This window comes from Nocardioides sp. AN3 (assembly GCF_054653495.1).
Genome location: NZ_BAAIGC010000012.1, coordinates 73,393 through 90,439, shown reverse-complemented (window position 1 = coordinate 90,439; position 17,047 = coordinate 73,393). Strand labels below are relative to the sequence as shown.

The 17,047-nt window shown below is 68.5% G+C and carries 15 protein-coding genes; 6 read left to right on the top strand and 9 right to left on the bottom strand.

All coding sequences use genetic code 11. The annotated features are described in order from the left end of the window. Positions 1 to 107: 107 nt before the first annotated feature. Positions 108 to 1,379 carry a PP2C family protein-serine/threonine phosphatase gene (locus ACYQ1K_RS14955; protein ID WP_459983904.1) on the bottom strand — a complete coding sequence of 424 codons (1,272 nt, stop codon included), beginning with the start codon at positions 1,377 to 1,379 and terminating at the stop codon, positions 108 to 110. A 385-nt stretch (positions 1,380 to 1,764) separates the two neighbouring features. Here ACYQ1K_RS14955 and ACYQ1K_RS14950 point away from each other — a divergent pair, with 385 nt between their 5' ends. Further along, a complete protein-coding gene (locus tag ACYQ1K_RS14950; protein ID WP_459983903.1) occupies positions 1,765 to 2,091 on the top strand; it encodes a DUF309 domain-containing protein in 327 nt (108 codons plus the stop codon). Positions 2,092 to 2,295: 204 nt separating this feature from the next. Here the strand turns inward: ACYQ1K_RS14950 and ACYQ1K_RS14945 are convergent, their stop codons facing one another. After that, a complete protein-coding gene (locus ACYQ1K_RS14945; protein WP_459983902.1) occupies positions 2,296 to 3,120 on the bottom strand; it encodes an alpha/beta fold hydrolase in 825 nt (274 codons plus the stop codon). A 158-nt stretch (positions 3,121 to 3,278) separates the two neighbouring features. Here ACYQ1K_RS14945 and ACYQ1K_RS14940 point away from each other — a divergent pair, with 158 nt between their 5' ends. Next, positions 3,279 to 4,040 carry an IclR family transcriptional regulator gene (locus ACYQ1K_RS14940; protein WP_459983901.1) on the top strand — a complete coding sequence of 254 codons (762 nt, stop codon included), beginning with the start codon at positions 3,279 to 3,281 and terminating at the stop codon, positions 4,038 to 4,040. Between the two features lie 17 nt (positions 4,041 to 4,057). On the opposite strand, the gene mhpA is transcribed toward ACYQ1K_RS14940, so the two are convergent. After that, positions 4,058 to 5,602 (bottom strand): bifunctional 3-(3-hydroxy-phenyl)propionate/3-hydroxycinnamic acid hydroxylase MhpA, encoded by a 1,545-nt coding sequence (gene mhpA / locus ACYQ1K_RS14935; RefSeq protein WP_459983900.1) that lies wholly within the window; start codon positions 5,600 to 5,602, stop codon positions 4,058 to 4,060. A 239-nt stretch (positions 5,603 to 5,841) separates the two neighbouring features. On the opposite strand from mhpA, the gene ACYQ1K_RS14930 reads away from it, so the two are divergent. Genes ACYQ1K_RS14930 through ACYQ1K_RS14915 form a run of 4 tightly spaced genes read left to right on the top strand, consistent with a single transcriptional unit; the run spans position 5,842 to position 10,753 of the window. Next, on the top strand, positions 5,842 to 6,999 hold the full coding sequence (locus tag ACYQ1K_RS14930) for a sugar ABC transporter substrate-binding protein (protein WP_459983899.1): 1,158 nt from the start codon (positions 5,842 to 5,844) through the stop codon (positions 6,997 to 6,999). Between the two features lie 2 nt (positions 7,000 to 7,001). Beyond that, positions 7,002 to 8,582: a sugar ABC transporter ATP-binding protein gene (locus tag ACYQ1K_RS14925; protein WP_459983898.1), complete on the top strand. Its 1,581-nt coding sequence runs from the start codon at positions 7,002 to 7,004 to the stop codon at positions 8,580 to 8,582. Beyond that, positions 8,575 to 9,606: an ABC transporter permease gene (locus tag ACYQ1K_RS14920; protein WP_459983897.1), complete on the top strand. Its 1,032-nt coding sequence runs from the start codon at positions 8,575 to 8,577 to the stop codon at positions 9,604 to 9,606. Before ACYQ1K_RS14925 ends, ACYQ1K_RS14920 begins: the two co-directional genes overlap by 8 nt. A gap of 34 nt (positions 9,607 to 9,640) precedes the next feature. Beyond that, complete coding sequence (locus ACYQ1K_RS14915) at positions 9,641 to 10,753, top strand: serine hydrolase domain-containing protein (RefSeq protein ID WP_459983896.1); 1,113 nt, start codon at positions 9,641 to 9,643, stop codon at positions 10,751 to 10,753. Positions 10,754 to 10,785: 32 nt separating this feature from the next. On the opposite strand, the gene ACYQ1K_RS14910 is transcribed toward ACYQ1K_RS14915, so the two are convergent. The 6 genes from ACYQ1K_RS14910 to ACYQ1K_RS14885 all read right to left on the bottom strand — a co-directional run bounded on the left by ACYQ1K_RS14910 (position 10,786) and on the right by ACYQ1K_RS14885 (position 16,986). Beyond that, positions 10,786 to 12,423 carry a prolyl oligopeptidase family serine peptidase gene (locus ACYQ1K_RS14910; RefSeq protein ID WP_488199517.1) on the bottom strand — a complete coding sequence of 546 codons (1,638 nt, stop codon included), beginning with the start codon at positions 12,421 to 12,423 and terminating at the stop codon, positions 10,786 to 10,788. Continuing rightward, a complete protein-coding gene (locus ACYQ1K_RS14905; protein ID WP_459983894.1) occupies positions 12,423 to 13,364 on the bottom strand; it encodes a fumarylacetoacetate hydrolase family protein in 942 nt (313 codons plus the stop codon). The genes ACYQ1K_RS14910 and ACYQ1K_RS14905 overlap by 1 nt, the downstream gene beginning before the upstream one ends. Beyond that, positions 13,361 to 13,963, bottom strand: coding sequence for a VOC family protein (locus ACYQ1K_RS14900; protein ID WP_459983893.1), 603 nt, complete (start codon positions 13,961 to 13,963; stop codon positions 13,361 to 13,363). Before ACYQ1K_RS14900 ends, ACYQ1K_RS14905 begins: the two co-directional genes overlap by 4 nt. Before the next feature lie 353 nt (positions 13,964 to 14,316). Beyond that, positions 14,317 to 14,802 (bottom strand): cytochrome c oxidase assembly protein, encoded by a 486-nt coding sequence (locus ACYQ1K_RS14895; RefSeq protein WP_459983892.1) that lies wholly within the window; start codon positions 14,800 to 14,802, stop codon positions 14,317 to 14,319. Between the two features lie 244 nt (positions 14,803 to 15,046). Next, positions 15,047 to 15,166 (bottom strand): hypothetical protein, encoded by a 120-nt coding sequence (locus ACYQ1K_RS14890; protein WP_459983975.1) that lies wholly within the window; start codon positions 15,164 to 15,166, stop codon positions 15,047 to 15,049. Then, positions 15,130 to 16,986, bottom strand: a complete 1,857-nt coding sequence (locus ACYQ1K_RS14885) for a chloride channel protein (RefSeq protein ID WP_459983891.1) — start codon at positions 16,984 to 16,986, stop codon at positions 15,130 to 15,132. Before ACYQ1K_RS14885 ends, ACYQ1K_RS14890 begins: the two co-directional genes overlap by 37 nt. Positions 16,987 to 17,047 lie beyond the last annotated feature (61 nt).

Here is a 17,047-nt window from a genome sequence, read left to right as displayed (position 1 = left end):
TTCAGCGTGAGCGGCTCATCGTGAGGTTGGGGTCTCTGGAGGACCGATCTCCATCGGACATCGGGCAGGCGATCGGAGTCAGACGGATGCAGGTCTCACGGCTGCTCTCAACGATCCGGCAAGGACCTCCGGATTCGCTCGTGCACGGTTTGAGGTAGCAATCGCTCCGCGCTGCCGCGGCTCCACTCCAGGAGCAGGACGGTGGCGTCGTCGTTGAGGATGGTGCCCTCGGCGCCCAATAGCGTGCGCTGGAGCCGTCGCAGTGTCTCGGGGGCGGTCTGCTTGGTGGCCGCTTCGCGTTCCAGGAACCCGACAAGCCCATCGAGCCCGAGGAATGTGCCGTCCGGGCGGCGTGCCTCGACGGCCCCATCGGTGTAGAGGACGAGCGCGTCGCCTGGCTCGAGATGCTCCTCGGCCACGTCGACCTGGCTGTCGTACATGGGGACTCCGAAGGGGGTGGCCGGTTCGGAGTCGAGGACCTTGACGACGCGACTGTTGCGGAGCAGCAGGGGTGGATGATGGCCGGCGTTGACCCATCGGAAGAGCCCGGTGCTGGGATCGAGTTGGCCGAGGAGGCCGGTGACGAAGCGGTTGTCGGGGAAGTTGTCCGCGATGGCCGCGTCGATCGCCTTGAACGTGCCCGGGAGGTCCAGGCCGGTCCGGCGGCTGTGCCGGTAGGCGGCGATCGCGAAGGTCGAGAGCCCTGCTGCGGGCAGGCCGTGCCCGACGCCATCGAGGATCGCGACATGGACCAGGTCCTCGTTGACCGCGTAGTCGAACGCGTCGCCGCCGTTCTCGTAGGCGGGCTCGAGCATCGCTGAGATGACCAGCCCGTCGGTGGCGAAGGTCAGTGGTGGAACGACTGACCACAGCAGCTCGGCGCCGAGGTCCATCGCGCGTGACCGCTGCACGAGCTCGAGGCTGTCGCCATAGACCATCTTCGCCACCAGGGCCATTGCAGTCGCGTGAGCGAAGCGCTCGAGCACGAGGACGACCTCGTCCGAGACCCGATCGTCGTCGGCGGGCACCTCGAGCTCGAGGACGCCGACACGTTCGGTGCCGTCCAGCACCGGGACGAACATCTTGATCCGACCGATTGTGCTGCCCGGCACTGACAAGATGGTCGAGCTTGCGAAACATCGGCCGGCGACCGTGCTGTCGATCGGCTGAGGGTCGCGGTGGGGGGATGCCGGCGCCGCGAGCGGCACCAGCGCGGACTGCTCGCGGTTGACCCAGTACACGACGACCTCGGCCGCATCGAGGGACGCCTGTGCCTCCTCTACAACAACGCCGGCCACGTCCGAGGGGCGCGAGAGGTGGGTGCGGGCCAGCAGGCCGTCGAACAACGCTGTGGCAGCGTCCCGCCAGTCCCGGGTCATGGGCACAGCATGCCAGCAGCCGCCGCTCCGGGCACGGCTAAGCCCCGACGCACGCTCAGCGAGCCAGACCCGCACTCAAGGCGCTGTACCTTGGGAGGCACGGCCCACGACCCGGGCACCATGGAGTGCCTCACGCAAAGCCTTGCGCGCCGTGCGAACCGTCATTGGCGTCTTCGGCCAAGGATGCACGACCTATCTAGCATGAGGTCATCGGGACCGACGTCCGTCGCCGTGAGCATTGGAGTTGGGTATGACTGGTCAACAGGACCGCGACCGCGATGAGGCGGGCCGTCCTCGTCAGGCACGCCCACGCGATGCCCTCGGCCGTCCGTTGCCATACGGCGCGAGCGGCGTTGAGCCCGTTTCGGAAGAGGCGCTCCCGCCCATGCAAGCGCTGGCCTTGGCCCGGTCGCTGGCGGAGGAGGGCCGACCGTTCTCGGCTCATGAGGTGTTGGAGGCTCGTTGGAAGGCCGGGCCCGAGGACGAACGCGGCTTGTGGCAAGGACTCGCGCAGATATGTGTCGGTCTCACTCATGCGGCACGTGGAAACAGCGCCGGCGCTGTCAGGTTGCTCGAGCGCGGGGCCTCTCGCCTCCAGCAGTACGACCGGGACCACGAGCCGCGATATGGATTGGATCTGGCCGCGATCGTCGTCTGCGCCCGCGCTCGCTCAGCCCGGCTCGCAGAGGACGCCGACGGCTCCTCCGAGTAGGTCCTACGCGGGCACCGGATGTCTCGCGCGTCAAGCGCTGTGACGCGCCGTGTCGCGGCTCCTTGTTGACTTCGCATACGGCTGCGGCCAGCCCAGGCCGGTGGTCGAGGTGCTCGACGAGACGCTCTCCATTCGCGGCTGCCCAGCATCGGAGGAGGCTGTAGCTCCACTCGAAGCCGATCCGGAATTGGTCGTTGATGCGGATCAAGGGCTGTCCGGCGTGGTCGCCGACCAGCTTCTCCAAGCGATTGCCGGGCGAGGCTGTGCCGACGTGTAGCGACCAAGGAAGTCCACGATCTCCGTGGCGACGATGTCCGGATCTTCGTAGGGCGCAAGGTGTCCGATCTCGGCGAGATAGACCATCCGGCCCCTGGGAATCGCTTGCACGTCCTCGATCAGCTGGTCCCTGGGGGCGACCGCATCGCGTCCGGCGAGCACGTAGGAGACCGGGACCGTGATCGAGCCAAGTTCGTCGTACATGCTGGTATAGACACCGGCGCCATACCAGCTGCGCCAGAACTTCTCGCTCACGCCGGTCGACATCGTGCGGATCACGTCGGTCGTGCGGCTCGGCTCCAGAGCGAGCGCGTGGACTGCGCCGTTGATCGCCTCGAGGTCGCCGTAGGCCTGGAGGAAGCGCTCCATGATCGGGTCGCCCGGCTTGGTCCCCGAGGCCGGCCAGGGCATGAACGCCATGACGGCGATGACCTGGTGCGGACGTTCGATGGCGATCCGGACGCCGATCGTGCTGCCGAAGGACAGACCCACCACGGCGTACTCGGAAAGGCCGATCTCGTCACATGCGTCGAGGACGGGCCGGGTGATCGTGGCGATGCTCGACCCGTCCGCCTCGGCGGCGATCGACCCGGCGTGGCCGGGAAGGTCCATGAGGATCAGGCGGTAGCCATCGAGGAGGGGAGCCACACCTTCCCACGCCCCGATCGAGCAGCCGAGGCCCGGAAGCATCAGCAGGCTCACGGGGCCGTCACCCCGGACCTCGTAGTGGATTCCGTTGCTGGTCGTGGGCACGTGTTTCCTTCCCGGAGCGGTGATCGAGAGGGGTCATGGGTGTGATGTCCCCTGCATACATCGTTCTGCGTGACGGAACAGCTCCGTCGTGGTCGTGCTACGGTTCAGCCACCGTCCGGACGGGCGGGACCCGCTCTCGGCCCCAGGGGGAGGCACGCATGTCGGCGCCGGCCAGCTATCCGATCGAGTCCGTGGAGAACGCTGCGCGCGTGCTGCTGATGTTGCGCACCCAACGTCTGCTCCGTGTCGCCGAGGTCGCCGCCGAGCTCGGCATCGCGCGCTCCAGCGCCCACCGCATGCTGACCACGCTTCAGTCCCAGGGGCTGCTCCGCCAGGACCCGACCACCCGCAGCTATGCGGCCGGCCCGCAACTCGTCCAGATCGGCGTGGCGGTCATCGGTGCGGGCGACCTTCGCTCGGAGGCCCGCCCGACGCTCGAGCGGCTCAGCCGCGAGACGGGTGAGACGGTGCACCTGATCGTGCTGGAGGGGACGACGATCGTGTTCCTCGACGGTGTCGAAGGCCGCAATGTGATCCGGGCCGCCGAGCGCACAGGCGATCGCGCGCCGGCGCACGCATCGGCCGCCGGCAAAGTCCTGCTGGCGATGCTGACGCGCGAGGAGCTCCGCGAGCGCTACCCCAGCAGCCGGCTGCGCGGTGGGACCAGCGAGGCCATCGAAACCCGACGGGCCCTGGAGGCCGAGCTCGAGGAGGTTCGGGCGCGCGGCTACGCGACGAACTTCGGGGAGAGTGAGTCCGGGCTGCATGCCGTTGCCGCGCCGATCCGCGACGCTGTCGGCAACGTCCGTGGCGCCATCAGCATCTCCGGTCCCTCGGCTCGGCTCACCGACGAGTGGCTCGCCGAGTACGTGCCGACCCTGACCGAGGCCCTCGAGCAGTTGGGCGCCTCGTTGAGCTGAAGGGCTGGGAAGGGCACTCATGCCAAGCAGAGCGCTGAGCCCAGCGATGTCAGGAGGTCCGTGATCTCGGTCGCGTCGGTTGCCGTTCCGAAGACGTAGAAGTCCGGCCGGACTACGACGGCCGCGACGCCGGCTCGCTCGAGCCAGTCTGCCAAGTCGGCGCCTTGCTCTTCAGTCCTGCCCTCGCCGATCACGACGGTGCGCAGACCGATCGTGCGCTCGAGCCCGGCGGCAGTCGCCGCGGCCGATGGATCGAGGTCGACCAGGCTGAACAAGGCGAACCCATGGCCGAGGGCGTCGTCGGATCGCTCGATCTTGCCGGCATCCGTCAGCAGCAACGGTTGCACGGCCAAGCCACCGGCAAGCGGCTGCTCACGGCGGAATCCTGCTCCGGCGAGGGGCTCGAAGGGAGGCGGTAGCTCCTCGGCGCTCCGCATCGCCTCGCGCCTCGCTGTTGCTCGGATCGGATCCGTCTCGCAGACCATCTCGCCGATCCGCATGGACTCCTCGATGAAGGCCATCACGTGGGGCCTGCGCGAGGAGGTGTAGAGGTCGAGGAGGTCGGGAGTCGACCGGCCGGTGAGCACGAGGTCGAGGATCCAGCTCAGCGTCGCGGCGTCCCGGATGCCCGACGACATCCCTTGTCCCAGGAACGGCGGCATCACGTGCGCGGCGTCGCCGGCCAGCAAGATCGAGCCGGACCGGAACGTGTCGGCCACGACGGATCGGAACTGATAGACGGTCTGCCGGATCAGCTCACCGTCGTCGGGGCCGATCCACGGTCGCAAGAGCTCCCAGACCCGCGCAGGCGTGACCATCTCGTCGGGGTCGTCGCCGTCGACGAGCATGAACTCCCAGCGGTAGTAGCGATGGGCCACGCGTCCCATGTGGTGGGGGCGCTCGGGGTTGAGCACCTGACCGGTGTGTGGGATGTTCACGGCCGTCGCCTCGGGTCGCGGGCGCACGTCGACGACCAGCCAGTCTCCGCGAAAGCCGAGGTCGGTCGTCTCGATGCCGCACAGTGCTCGCATTCTGCTGTTGGCGCCGTCCGAAGCGACCGCGTAGCGCGCCGTGACCGACGTTCCGTCTTCGAGCGTGGCGGTGACGTGACCGGCCTCTTGGCGGAGGTCCGTCACCGCGGCGCCGTGCCGGACCTCGACCGACGGCTGGTTGCGCACGGCTGCGTCCAGGACCTCTTCGAGCTCCGGCTGATAGAAGTGGTACGACGCATCCCAGCCCGAGGGCGCCTTCCAGTCACGCGGCAGCCGGGCGATGACGGTCCCGTCCGGGTCGAGGAACTCGTAGAGCCGCGCCGGATCGGCGATCCGGCAGACGTCGTCGGCGATCCCCAGCGACTGGAAGACCCGCATGATCTCGTGGTCGAAGTGGCCCGCGCGAGGCGTCTCATAGCGCCCGTGCCTGCGCTCGCAGACGATCACCCGATGCCCGGCGGCGCCCAGGAGGGCGGCCAGCACCTGGCCGACGGGGCCATACCCCACGACAAGGACGTCGGCGTCCTCCTGCCGGATGGAGGCGATGGGGGTTGTCCCGGCATGGGTCATGTGTGAGGCCTTTCGCCTTGCTCTGCGCGGGACTGTGTCCCGGCGATGGTCGGCCCGCCTCGCGGTCATCGAGCACGGGCTCCAACAATTCTGAGAAACAGACCCTGTTCTGTCAATCAGACGATCTCAGAGGAAGCCGAGGTTGCATGGCGATCGGTTGTGTTCTACGTTACAGACATCGTTCTGCTAAACAGACAGTAGGGGTGAGGATGTATTCACGGCCACGACGCGGATGGTGCTTGACGCTCGCGGGTTTGCTCGGCTCGGTTGCGTTCACGTTGTCAGGATGTGGTGCAGGCGGCGGCGACTCCGGCGCCGATCCCGGCCGCAGTTCGAGCTACACCGGCGGCGCTGTCTCGCTCAGCGGCATGAAGGCGGAGCTGGAGAGGTACTCGGGGTCGGTCGAGACACTCCCTTCGGTCGCACCTGTCGGAAACGTCAGCGCGATGAAGGGGAAGACGGTCTGGTGGGTGCCGCTCGGGACCCAGGTCGACGCCTCGTTCGGTCCCACGATCAAGCAGGCGCTGGGCAAGCTCGGGCTCGATGTCCACACCTGTGACGGGAAGTTCTTGCCGACGACGGTCGCGAGCTGTCTGCAGCAGGCCGGAAGCCAAGGCGCCGACGCGGTGATCACCGGCTATGTCGACTACAAGTCGGTGCCCACTGCCTTCGACCAGCTCGCGTCCCAAGGCATTCCGGTGTTGCTCGCAGGTGCAGTCAACAACAGTGGCAAGAAGCAGTCCGCCACCTTCGCCTTCGCAGACACCGGCGACATCGCGGAGCTGGGTGCGCGGCTTCAGCTCGAGTCGGCGATCGTCGGCAGTGGCGGCAAAGGCCATCTCCTGTGGGTCGGCTTCACAGACTCGGCACAGTTGGCGGCCGTCACCGACTATGCCAAGACGTTCGTCGAGAAGAGCTGCCCGGGCTGCACGTTCGACGAGATCAGCACGACCTCTGCCGCGATGAACAAGCTGTCGTCGCAGGCGGGTGCCGCACTGGCCTCCCACCCGAACATCGACTACGTCGTGGTGCAGATCGATCCGGGCGTTCCCTCGGTGGTCCGCGCGGTCCAGGCCGCAGGCAAGGAGTCGAAGGTCAAGGTCGTCGGAAGTGGAGCTCTGCCCGACACGATGCTCACCCTGCAGAAGGGGCACAGTCCATTGGCCGCCATCTCCGGCGTCAGCCTGTCCTACGAGGCGTGGGCGTTTGCGAGCTCGCTCGCGCAGATGCTCGGCGACACGGTGCCTCCGGCACAGGTCCAGACGCTCCATCGCGTGTTCACCCCTGAGAACACCAAGGACCTCACGGTGACGCCTGCCGAGTTCGGGACGGTTGACTGGTATGCCGACCAGGCGGCTGTTGTCGCATCATTCACCGGTGCCTGGGGTGTGAGCTGACGGTGGCGTCGCTTCCTCGGCTGGCGATCCGCGGGTTGGACAAGACCTTCGGGCCGGCGAAGGTGCTGTCTGGGGTCGACCTCGCGGTCGACCCCGGAGAGATCCACGGCCTCGCAGGCCAGAACGGATCGGGCAAGTCGACACTGGTCAAGATCGTGACCGGGGTCTACGCCCCCGATGCCGGCGCCGTCCTCGAAGTCGACGGTCGCCCGGTCCGGCTCCCCGTGCGGTGGCCCGATGTCCATGCCGCCGGGGTTTCGGTCGTGCACCAGGATCTCGGCATCCTCGACGAGCTGACCGTGGCGGACAACGTCTGCGCCGGCGGATTTCCGCGCCACCGGTTCACCCGCCGGATCGACCGCCGCCGGCTCGCCGACGTGGCTCGCGTCGCCCTTCACCGGGTGGGCGCCGACATCGACCCGGGGCGGCCGGCTGAGACACTGAGTGGTCCGGAGCGAGCCGAGGTGGCACTGGCCCGGGCTCTGCGGGACCACCGGCCGGGTGCGGGGCTGATCATCATGGACGAGTCGACCCGCACCCTCACGGGGGCGGCGCTCGACCGGATGCATGACATCCTCAAGAGCCTCGCGAGGGACGGCACGTCGATCCTTCTGATCAGCCACAGCCTGCCCGAGCTGATCGCCGTGACGGACCGGGTGACCGTCCTGCGCGACGGCCGGGTGAGTGGCTCCGGCCTCTCGACCGATGGCCTGTCAGAACACGAGATCGCGAGCCGAATGCTCGGAGAGGACGCGGTGCCGGGCGATATCGAGCCCGCTCACGTCGTACGCAGCGACCAGGCGCGCCTGTCGGACGACCCCGCCCTGGTCGTCACCGGACTGTCGGGGCGTCGGGTCCACGACGTCTCCTTCTCGGTCGGACGCGGCGAGGTGGTCGGCATCACGGGGCTGCCAGGGAGTGGCTATGAGGACATTCCGTATCTGCTGACGGGTGCCCTGGGCCCGCGCGAGGGACTCCTGGTCCGCGAGGGGCGCCACACCGAACTCGCGCAGATGTCCGTCGCGCGGTCGTTGCGCGCGGGCATGGTCCTCGTCCCCGAGCAACGCGGGAAGCACGGCCTCGCGCTCGAGCTCACGGTGCGCGACAACGTGACGCTCCCCAACCTGGGCCGACGCGGACGGCGATGGTTCCTCGGGCGGCAGTGGCAGCAGCGCGATGTCGCCGCAGCGATCGACGCCTTCGACATCCGGCCGCCGAGCGCGGACCGGCTGGTCAAGAGCCTCAGCGGCGGCAACCAGCAGAAGGTGCTGCTCGCCAAGTGGATGGGTGCCGTGCCTGCGGTGATGGTGCTGCACGAGCCGACCCAAGCGGTCGACGTCGGCGCCCGGCGCGACATCTTGCTGGCGATCAGGCGCGCGGCCGAGGACGGCGTTGCCGTCGTCCTGGTCAGCGCGGAGCCGTCGGACCTCCTGGCCATCTGCGACCGCATCCACGTCGCCGTGCCCGGAGGTGGAGTGACCGAGGTGAGGGCGGCGACCGCTGACGACCTGCTCTCGCACATCTATGCCGATGACCGGACCCCTGTGAACGCCAACGAGAAAGCCGGAGCGCCCCATGCCTGACAACGCCGCCGTGGTCGACCATCCGACGAGGGAGAGGGCCGCGGACCGTCCGGCCGGACGGCGATCGCCACTCGCCGTGGCCCGCCCGCTCGCTGCGCGTTACGCGCTTGTCGGCGTCTGGCTCGTGATGGCCGTGGCCTTCGCGGCCCTGCGCCCGGAGACCTTCCCGACGGTCGCGTCGGTGCAGGTCATCTTCGGCACCCAGTCGGTCTTGCTCTTCCTCGCCGTCTCGGCGCTGTGCACGCTGGTCGTGGGTGAGTTCGATCTCTCCTTCGCCAATGTCATGGGGCTCAGCGCAACGATCGTCCCCGTGCTCTCCGAGCAACACCATGTCGACATCGCCGTGGCGTGTGCCATCGCCCTGTTGGCGAGCCTGACCGCCGGTGCGGTCAATGCCTTGTTCGTCGTGAGGTTCGGCATCTCGTCGCTGGTCGTCACGCTTGGCACGGCGAGTCTCTACCTGGGGCTGGCCGAGCTGATCTCCGGACAGACGACCGTCGCGGTCGTCGACCGGTCGTTGGCCCGCGTTGCCACGACGTCGGTGCTCGGCCTCCCGCTGTCGTTCTACTACGGCTTGGCGCTGTGTCTCGGATTCGCCTACCTTCTCGCCTGGACGCCGCTCGGCCGGAGCATCGTCTTTGTCGGAGCCAACCGCGATGTCGCGCGGCTCGCGGGGATCAACGTCAACCGCATCCGCGCCGGAAGCTACCTGGCCGCGAGTCTCGTCGCCGGACTGAGCGGCATCCTCATCGTCGCCACCGTCGGTGGCTTCGACTCGACCGGATCGGCGGGCTACCTGCTCCCGGCACTGTCGGCCGTCTTCCTCGGCACGGCTGTCGTGCACCCCGGCCGGTTCAACCCGATGGGCACCTTCTTGGCGCTCATGTTCCTCGAGACGGGTATCTACGGCCTTCAGCTGATGGGCTATTCGGGCTGGGTCCAGGACGTGTTCTTCGGTGCCGGCCTTGTTGCAGCCGTCACCCTGGCCACCGTGGTCCGGGCGAGATCGACGTCCACCTCGTGACGGACGATCATTTCAGAGTCGATCAGGAAGGTAGATGACCGTGAGCGTTCACGTGTGCGAAGCCATGGACGACCTGCTCTCAAAGGGGGAGGTGGGCCTGCAGGTCGCCGCCTACCACCGAGGCGAGCTGGTGATCGACGTCGGCGCCGGGCGCGACCGGAGCGAAGGGAAGCCGGTCGACTCCGAGACCGTCTTCTTCGTCGCCTCGGCGGGCAAGGTCTCGACTGCTGCCCTCCTGCACCGCCAGGTGGAGCGCGGTCTGGTCGCCTACGACCAGACGGTCGCCTCGGTGTGGCCCGAGTTTGCAGCGGCCGGCAAGGACGCCTTCACCGTGCGGGACGCGCTCACGCACAGCGTCGGCCTCGCCGACCTGCCCGCCGACGCCACGCCGGAGCGCATGGGTGACTGGGAGTGGATGGTCGATCGGCTCGCCGACTCGGCGCCCAGTGCGGATCCCGCCGCCCGCCACGCCTATCACGCCCGCACATGGGGGTATGTCGTCGGAGAGATCGCCCGACGCTGCGACCCGGAGCGCCGTACCTTCGAAGACCTCGTGCGCGAGGAAGTTCACGAACCCCTCGGCGTCACCGAGATGTATCACCGCATTCCGCGCTCCATCGACGACCGCGTGGCTGTCGTGAAGGGCGAGATCTTCAGCGGCGACCCGATCCTGTTCGCTGTGAGCGAGGACCACGAGTTCAACACGCCTGAGCACCGGGGCCGCGTCGATCCCAACGGAGGATGGATGACGGCGCGGTCAGGCGCGCGGCTCTGGGCGCTGTATGCGAATGGGGGCGAGCTCAGCGGCGCGCGTCTGCTCTCGACCGAACACGTCACCTCCTTTCTCGCGCCGCGGTCGAGTCGCTTCCCCTCCGGATGGATGGCCGGAGCTCGGTCGGTCATCGGACAAGGTGGCCTCATGCTCGGCGGGAATGTCCGCGACCATCGGGCCGAGCTGGGGTTCGTCGGCGACCGGATCCTGTGGCACCCCGGAGCCGGCGGCGCGCTCGGCTTCGCTGACATGGGCGCAGAGCTGGCGGTCATGATCTGCCACAACGAGCTCTTCGACGAGCGGCTGCGGCCGGAGCACCCATTTGCTCCGCTCGTGCGCGCGGTGTATGCCGACGTGGGTCTCGACGACCGATGACCCGGCGGTCGGACGGACGGTCACAGCAGATCTCAGGCCGAGGTCAGCTGTGACCGAAACCAGTCGGCGACAAACTCGGTGCGCTCGTTCGAGTGGTTGTAGACGGTGTGCTCGCCGTCGTCCCAGACGCGCAGCGTCGACCGCGCCGAGAGCGGGAGGAACTTCTCCTGCTGCTCCAAGGTGACCAGCGGGTCGGCGCCGCCATGGACGACCAGGAGGCTGGCGCTCATGCTGTCGACTCCGGGCTCGAGCCACAGGGGTCGGAAGGCGGACGCGACTGCGTCGTCCCCCTCGACCCCCAGAAGTGCCTGCGACTGCTCGATGGCATTGCGGAAGGGCGTCGGCCGAGGATCGGTCGGAGCGCCGTTGACACAGCAGGCGGCGAACCGGTCATCGTGCACGGCGGCTCGCGCCGCGAGCAGCCCGCCCAGGCTGTTTCCCCACACACCCGCGGGGGTTGCCATCTCGGTCAAGTCCCGCACGACGTCGAGTGTCGCGCTGAAGGCGCGGTCCACGGCAGCGTCCAGATGCAGGCCGCCCACCATCCGCGTCAAGCCTTGACCGGGCGCTTCCAGGAGGACGGCGGAGAGGCCGCGAGCCACCAGAGCCGCTGCCAGCGGGTGGTAGGCCGGCCCCCATCCGCTCTGGCCGCCCACAATGACGACCGGCGGGGCGGGTCGGCGATCAGTCGGCCCGACGAACCAGGCTGTGCAGTTGCTCGTCTTGTGGGGAACCGAGAGGCGCTCGACTCGCAGTCGCGCGTCGAGCTCGGCCGCGCGTGAGTAGGCAGCGGTCATCTGTTCGTAGAGTGCCCGCTTCTGCGGGCTGTCGGCATTGAACTCCATCTGGGCGAAGGTCAAGGCCGCCGCTGCGCGGCGATAGCAGGCGACGGCGGTCTCGCTGTCTCCACGTGAGACGGCGGCGTCCGCCCGGCTCGTCTGGCTCTCGGCCAGGCGCGTGGCGACGTCGCTCCACGACTGTGTCGCTGGGGCGTCGGAGAGTTGTGTTGCGTCCCAGTGGTCCATCCCGTAGTCCAGCATCCGGGTCAGCGTCATCGACCGCCGTTGGGCCGCACGGCGCTTCATCAGGTCGTCCTCGGCCCTGTCCTCCGCCGGGTTGCCTACCCTCAACACTCGCAGTTGGAGCGCGATCATGCGGTAGTAGCCGACCACGCATGTCAGCTCGAAGACGCCCGCCTCCCCGACGATGGACCGGAGCTGGGTGTAGTCCGAATCCGCGAGGTCCTCGGCAACGAGCAGCCGGCGCACCGAATCGGCGATGACAGCCTCGTCGGCGGCCAGACCGTCGTGCTGGCCGGCACGGATCCCTTGGAGCTGTTCGACCGAGACGCCGAGCGAGCGGGCGATCGGCTCGTGCGCGAAGCGCTCGAAGTCCGCCTGCAGATGGGCGGCGACCACCAGGATCGCGATCTCCCGCCAGCGGTCGGGCAGTCTGGACCCATATCGGAGAACCGCACCGACCTCTTGCAGTGCCATCCCGAGCGACGGCTGGAGGAGGAAGGCGTTGAAGGGTCCCTGCAATCGACCCGATGTGTCGATGAGGGCGCTCGCACCGAGCCGACCGCTCCGCGGCCCACCGGTGATGGCGTCGTAGAGCTCGCGCTGATGCTCGTCCATATCTGCCGGCATCAGCTGCGGGATGCGAGACATCACCGACCCGCTTCCCGACGGAGGAGGGAGTGGACCGGGTCGGCCCGCACGATCTTGTTGCGCAGACTGCCCAGGCCTTCGACGGTAGCCACGACCTCGTCGCCCTCGCGCAGCCACGGGTAGTGCTCCTCGCCGTAGGTCCGGGAGAGCTCCAGGATGCATCCGGTGCCGCAGGTCCCGGAGCCGATGACGTCGCCGGGGCGGATCTCGGTGCCCCGCGAGGCGTAGGCGATCATCTGCGGGAAGGACCAATGGACATCGGCCCAGTTTGCCCGCGCATACTCTCGCCCGTTCACCGACAGCGTCATGGCCCGGTCGAATCCGGTGGCCGTTGCGTACGGCGCAAGCTCGTCCTTCGTCACCAGGTAGGGGCCCAACCCGGTCGCGGTGTCCTTGCCCTTGACGGGGCCCATCGACAGTGTCATCTCGCGATGTTGGACGTCGCGTCCGCTCCAGTCGTTGAGCACGCAGTAGCCGACGATGTGGTCCTCCGCCTCCTCCACCGTGAGATTGCGGCCGCTCTTCCCGATCACCGCGGCGACCTCGAGCTCGAAGTCGAAGTGGGCCGTCCCCGGCGTCATGCGGACGTCGCCGTCGGCCAAGAAGGCATAGGGGTTGGAGAAGTAGAAGACCGGGATCTCATACCAGGTCGGATCCATGTCGAGCCCCCGCCAGGCACGGCCGGCCCGGACGTGCTGCTCGAAGGCGTAGAAGTCACGGAATGTCGGGGGCGTGCCCAGTGGTGAGAGCACCAGCACGTCGCGGGGGTCGACGCAGGCGCCTCCCTGCTCAGCGGCACGTCCAGCGGTCAGGAGCGCGTGCTCGCCTTGTTCGATCAGCGGAAGGAGGTCGGCTGCGCCTGGAATGACGCGGAATTCGCCTCCGGCGACGACACCGACCCGGGCCCGACCGTCGGCGCCGGCGAAGCGGATGAACTTCACGCCTCCCCTCCAGCCGCTGCGGAGTCGGTCGCCGTCTGGGCCTGGGCACGTGTCCATGCGAGGTAGCTCTCCTCGGTGAAGCCGGTCGCGCCGTGCTTGGCGACGGAGGCCCGGATCGCGTCCATCAGCTCGTCGGCCGGCGTCTCGATGTCGATGCTCTCGATGAATGGCTGACGGGCGACCAAACCGGTCTGCCAGTAGACCTCTGCGCGATTGCCCTCGGGGTCGAAGAAGTAGACGCCGATGGCGTTGCCGTGCGACACGATCATGTCGAACCTGACACCGTGCTCACGGAGTTGGCGGTAGACACCGACGACGTCGTCGAAGGTCTCGCACCGAAACGACAGCTGCTGGATCAGCTTGGCGTCGATCGGTGCGTTCCGGCCCCTGGCGAGCAGCAGCTCGTGGTGCTCGTCGTCGGGGCGTGCCGAGAGGAAGTAGTTGCCGAGGTCGGGGTCGTCGTCAGTGACGACCAACCCGAGGACGTCGGTATAGAAGGCGAGCTGCTTCTCGACGTCGAAGCAGCGGATGCCGACGTGCCCGAGCTCGGCGACTTTTCTTCGTGTTGCCCGACTAGTCGCCTGAGTGCTGGTGGCCATGGTGCTCCCTCTCCGCCGGTACGTTCCGTACAACAGTCTAGGTTCTATTGAACAGAATTCGCACGCTCAGTGCAAGACGAGTTCGTGCGCTGCTCGGGCGGCCGAGGGCGCTCCACGCTGTCCGGACCGGGGGAGGAGGGAACGGAAGGACCTCGCCGACTTCCGGGAGCACCACGACCTGCAGAGCCGGCACGGCATCGCCCTGAAGGTCATCGCCGACGAGGCGCGCCACTGGGCAGGCGTCGAGCGGGCCGACAAGGACCCGGAGGAGCATGTCGAGCGACACACCTGAGGGCAGACCCTTCGCCCTAGCGGCCTCATCGGGTCCCCTTGCGGCGGACCTAGGGCAGCAATCACGTGGGCCGATCGGAGCCGCTGAGGCGCTCCAGCATGCGGTTGTAGGCGGCGAGTGCTTCGTCACTGTCAGGATCGACCGACCCTTCGGGCCTGTCCGCATCGGCCGCGACGACGTCGCGACGAACGGCCTCCAACCACGGGCCGGTCACGCGCATCCGGCGGTGCGGTGAGACGAGGACGCTGATCATGAGCCCGATGGCGATCGCCATCACCAGCCCGTCGCCGCCGGCCCACATGAGGCCACCGGCGATGTTGATGTCGTGCACCGCAGGGGGAGCCCACGAGGGTCGGTCTCCCATCAGCGCCGGGAACGGGTCGTCGCCGGTCTGGAGGAGCACGATGCCGACCAGGGTGTCGGGGATCATGGCGACCACGAGGACGACGAGCCGCACGGCGTACGGCGGGCTCGTCCGGACTGGTTCCTCGCCCAGGATCGGATGGGCCGCGGCGCCGAGGAGGCGCCCACCGAGCGAACCGCGCACGCCGGGCTGCTTCGCGAGGGGCAGTGCTTCGACAGCCGAGCAGGAACGACGCAGCCCGCCACCGGCGCACCGACGACCGTCTCCCGCCAGCGATGCGCAACGCGACGTTAGGGACGGCCATGAGGAGCACGGCCGCCAGCCAGCCGGGGGAGAGGTGCCAGCTGCTCAGGAACGACGTCCACGTCAGCGGCGGCCACATGCCCACCGCCATCGCGGCCGCAGCCCTCGGGCCGCCTTTCCGGGGTCAGACACGGACCAGCACGCCGATGTGGTCGCCGGCGCGGAGAACCAGGTCGGGGCGCGCTTCGCGGTAGCGTCCGTCACGGGTCACGCAGACAGCCACGTGCCCCTCGGGCCAGCGCAGGTCGTCGAGCCGCTTCCCAGCGTCACCTGGGTCGAGCGCGACCTCGCGGATCTGGTGACCCGGCAGCGTGCTGCGCCCCGGGTCGGGGGTGTGGGGGTCCTGATCCGATGCGGTGATCGCAAGCTTTGCGGCGACGGCGCGCACCACACTTCGACGGTCGCCCATCCCAGGATGAAGCGGCCGCTCTCCGACACGACGGGGACAGCGTCGCGACCTTCGGTCTGGAGGTGGCGCAGCACCTCGACGACCGACTCGGACGCGAAGACAGCGTGCGGCTCGCGCGTCTCGACGACGACATGCGCGGTGTCGTCGGCGTCCACTCGTCGCTCAGGGACCGGGAGGGGCGCCTTCGCCGTCTGCATCACCTCGTAAGCAGTGAGCGAGGTGAAGGAGCGCCACGGCGCGGTCCGCTCGATGTCCTTGCCGCGGCGGAGCAGCTTGGTCGTGTAGATCGTGCCGTAGCTGACTGCGCGGGAGACCCAGGTGGCGATGGCGACGGTCAGCATGACGGGCAGGGTCAGCGCGTAGGCGCCGGTCATCTCGACGACGCTGGCCAGTGCCGTGAGGGGTGCACGGGTCGAGGAGCAGAACACCCCCGCCATCCCCACGGCCGCGTACATGGCAGGTGTGCCGGCGGAGCTGCCGACGAGGTGGTCGACGATGACGCCGTACGCCGTGCCGGTCATGAGACCGACGAAGAGTGAGGGTGCGAAGACGCCACCCGATCCGCCGACCCCGAGGGTGAGGCTTGTGGCGAGGATCTTCCCGACGGCGAGCAGGAGAAGGAACCACACCGCGTACTGGCCGTCGAGGGCTCGAAACATCACGGGGTAGCCGACGCCGAACATCTGTGGTACGGCCACGAGGACGATGCCTACGATCAGGCCGCCGACGATCGGGCGTGCCCACTCGGGTCGACCCGCCCACAGCCGATCGCACACGTCCTCCAGCCCGTAGAGGACAGTCCTGAAGGCCTGCCCCACCGCAGCCGCGATGACGGCCAGGATCGCGACCAGCAGGTAGGCCTGCGGGTGACCGAGCGCGACGTCCACCGGGAACTGGTCGAGGAAGACGTGGTTGCCCAACACCGGGATGGCCACCGCGTCCGCGACCATCGCCGAGAGCATGATGGCGAAGAGGGCTTCACCCGCGAGGTCGCGCAGGATGATCTCGGCGGCGAAGAAGACCCCCGTGATCGGGGCGTTGAACGTCGCCGCGATGCCGCCACCCGCGCCGCACGCGACCAGGACGCGAAGTCGGCTTTCCGGCGTGCGGACCCATTGACCGAGGGTCGAGGCGAGGGCGGACCCGATCTGCACGATCGGCCCCTCGCGCCCCACACTTCCGCCGGTTCCGATGGTGAGGGCGGACGCGAGCGACTTGACGACCGCGATGCGCGGGCGGATGCGTCCACCGTGCTCGGCCACGGCGACCATCACCTCGGGAACCCCGTGGCCACGTGCTTCGCGGGCGAACCGGTAGACCAACGGGCCGTACCAGCAGCCGCCGACGACCGGGATCACGAGGTAGAACCACAACCCGAGACCCCCGAAGTGGTCGCTGGGAACACGGCCGTCCTGTCCGAACTCGGTGTGGCCGGTGACCAGCCAGGTGACGCCGTCGACGAGCTCGCGGAAGATGATCGCGCCGATGCCGGAGGCGACGCCGACGGCAAGTGCCAGGAGGAAGAGCCCGGACCGGGAGCCACGTAGGAAGGTCGCGAACCGCTGTCGAGGCACAGCGGACAAGGCAGCCAGCGCGGTCAGCTCGGTCTCGGAGACGGGGCGTTCGACCGGCTGCACGGGCATCGCGGCTGGCATGGGGTCCTCTCCTCATGGCACATGTGTGCTGGTGCCACCGTGCACTAGTTGCGTATGCGCA

Bases quoted from the DNA above. Each gene is read 5' to 3' on its own strand.
- ACYQ1K_RS14955 (WP_459983904.1), bottom strand. From the start codon at position 1,379: ATGACCCGGGACTGGCGGGACGCTGCCACAGCGTTGTTCGACGGCCTG.
- ACYQ1K_RS14950 (WP_459983903.1), top strand. From the start codon at position 1,765: ATGCAAGCGCTGGCCTTGGCCCGGTCGCTGGCGGAGGAGGGCCGACCG.
- ACYQ1K_RS14940 (WP_459983901.1), top strand. From the start codon at position 3,279: ATGTCGGCGCCGGCCAGCTATCCGATCGAGTCCGTGGAGAACGCTGCG.
- mhpA (WP_459983900.1), bottom strand. From the start codon at position 5,602: ATGACCCATGCCGGGACAACCCCCATCGCCTCCATCCGGCAGGAGGAC.
- ACYQ1K_RS14920 (WP_459983897.1), top strand. From the start codon at position 8,575: ATGCCTGACAACGCCGCCGTGGTCGACCATCCGACGAGGGAGAGGGCC.
- ACYQ1K_RS14915 (WP_459983896.1), top strand. From the start codon at position 9,641: ATGACCGTGAGCGTTCACGTGTGCGAAGCCATGGACGACCTGCTCTCA.
- ACYQ1K_RS14910 (WP_488199517.1), bottom strand. From the start codon at position 12,423: ATGTCTCGCATCCCGCAGCTGATGCCGGCAGATATGGACGAGCATCAG.
- ACYQ1K_RS14900 (WP_459983893.1), bottom strand. From the start codon at position 13,963: ATGGCCACCAGCACTCAGGCGACTAGTCGGGCAACACGAAGAAAAGTC.
- ACYQ1K_RS14885 (WP_459983891.1), bottom strand. From the start codon at position 16,986: ATGCCAGCCGCGATGCCCGTGCAGCCGGTCGAACGCCCCGTCTCCGAG.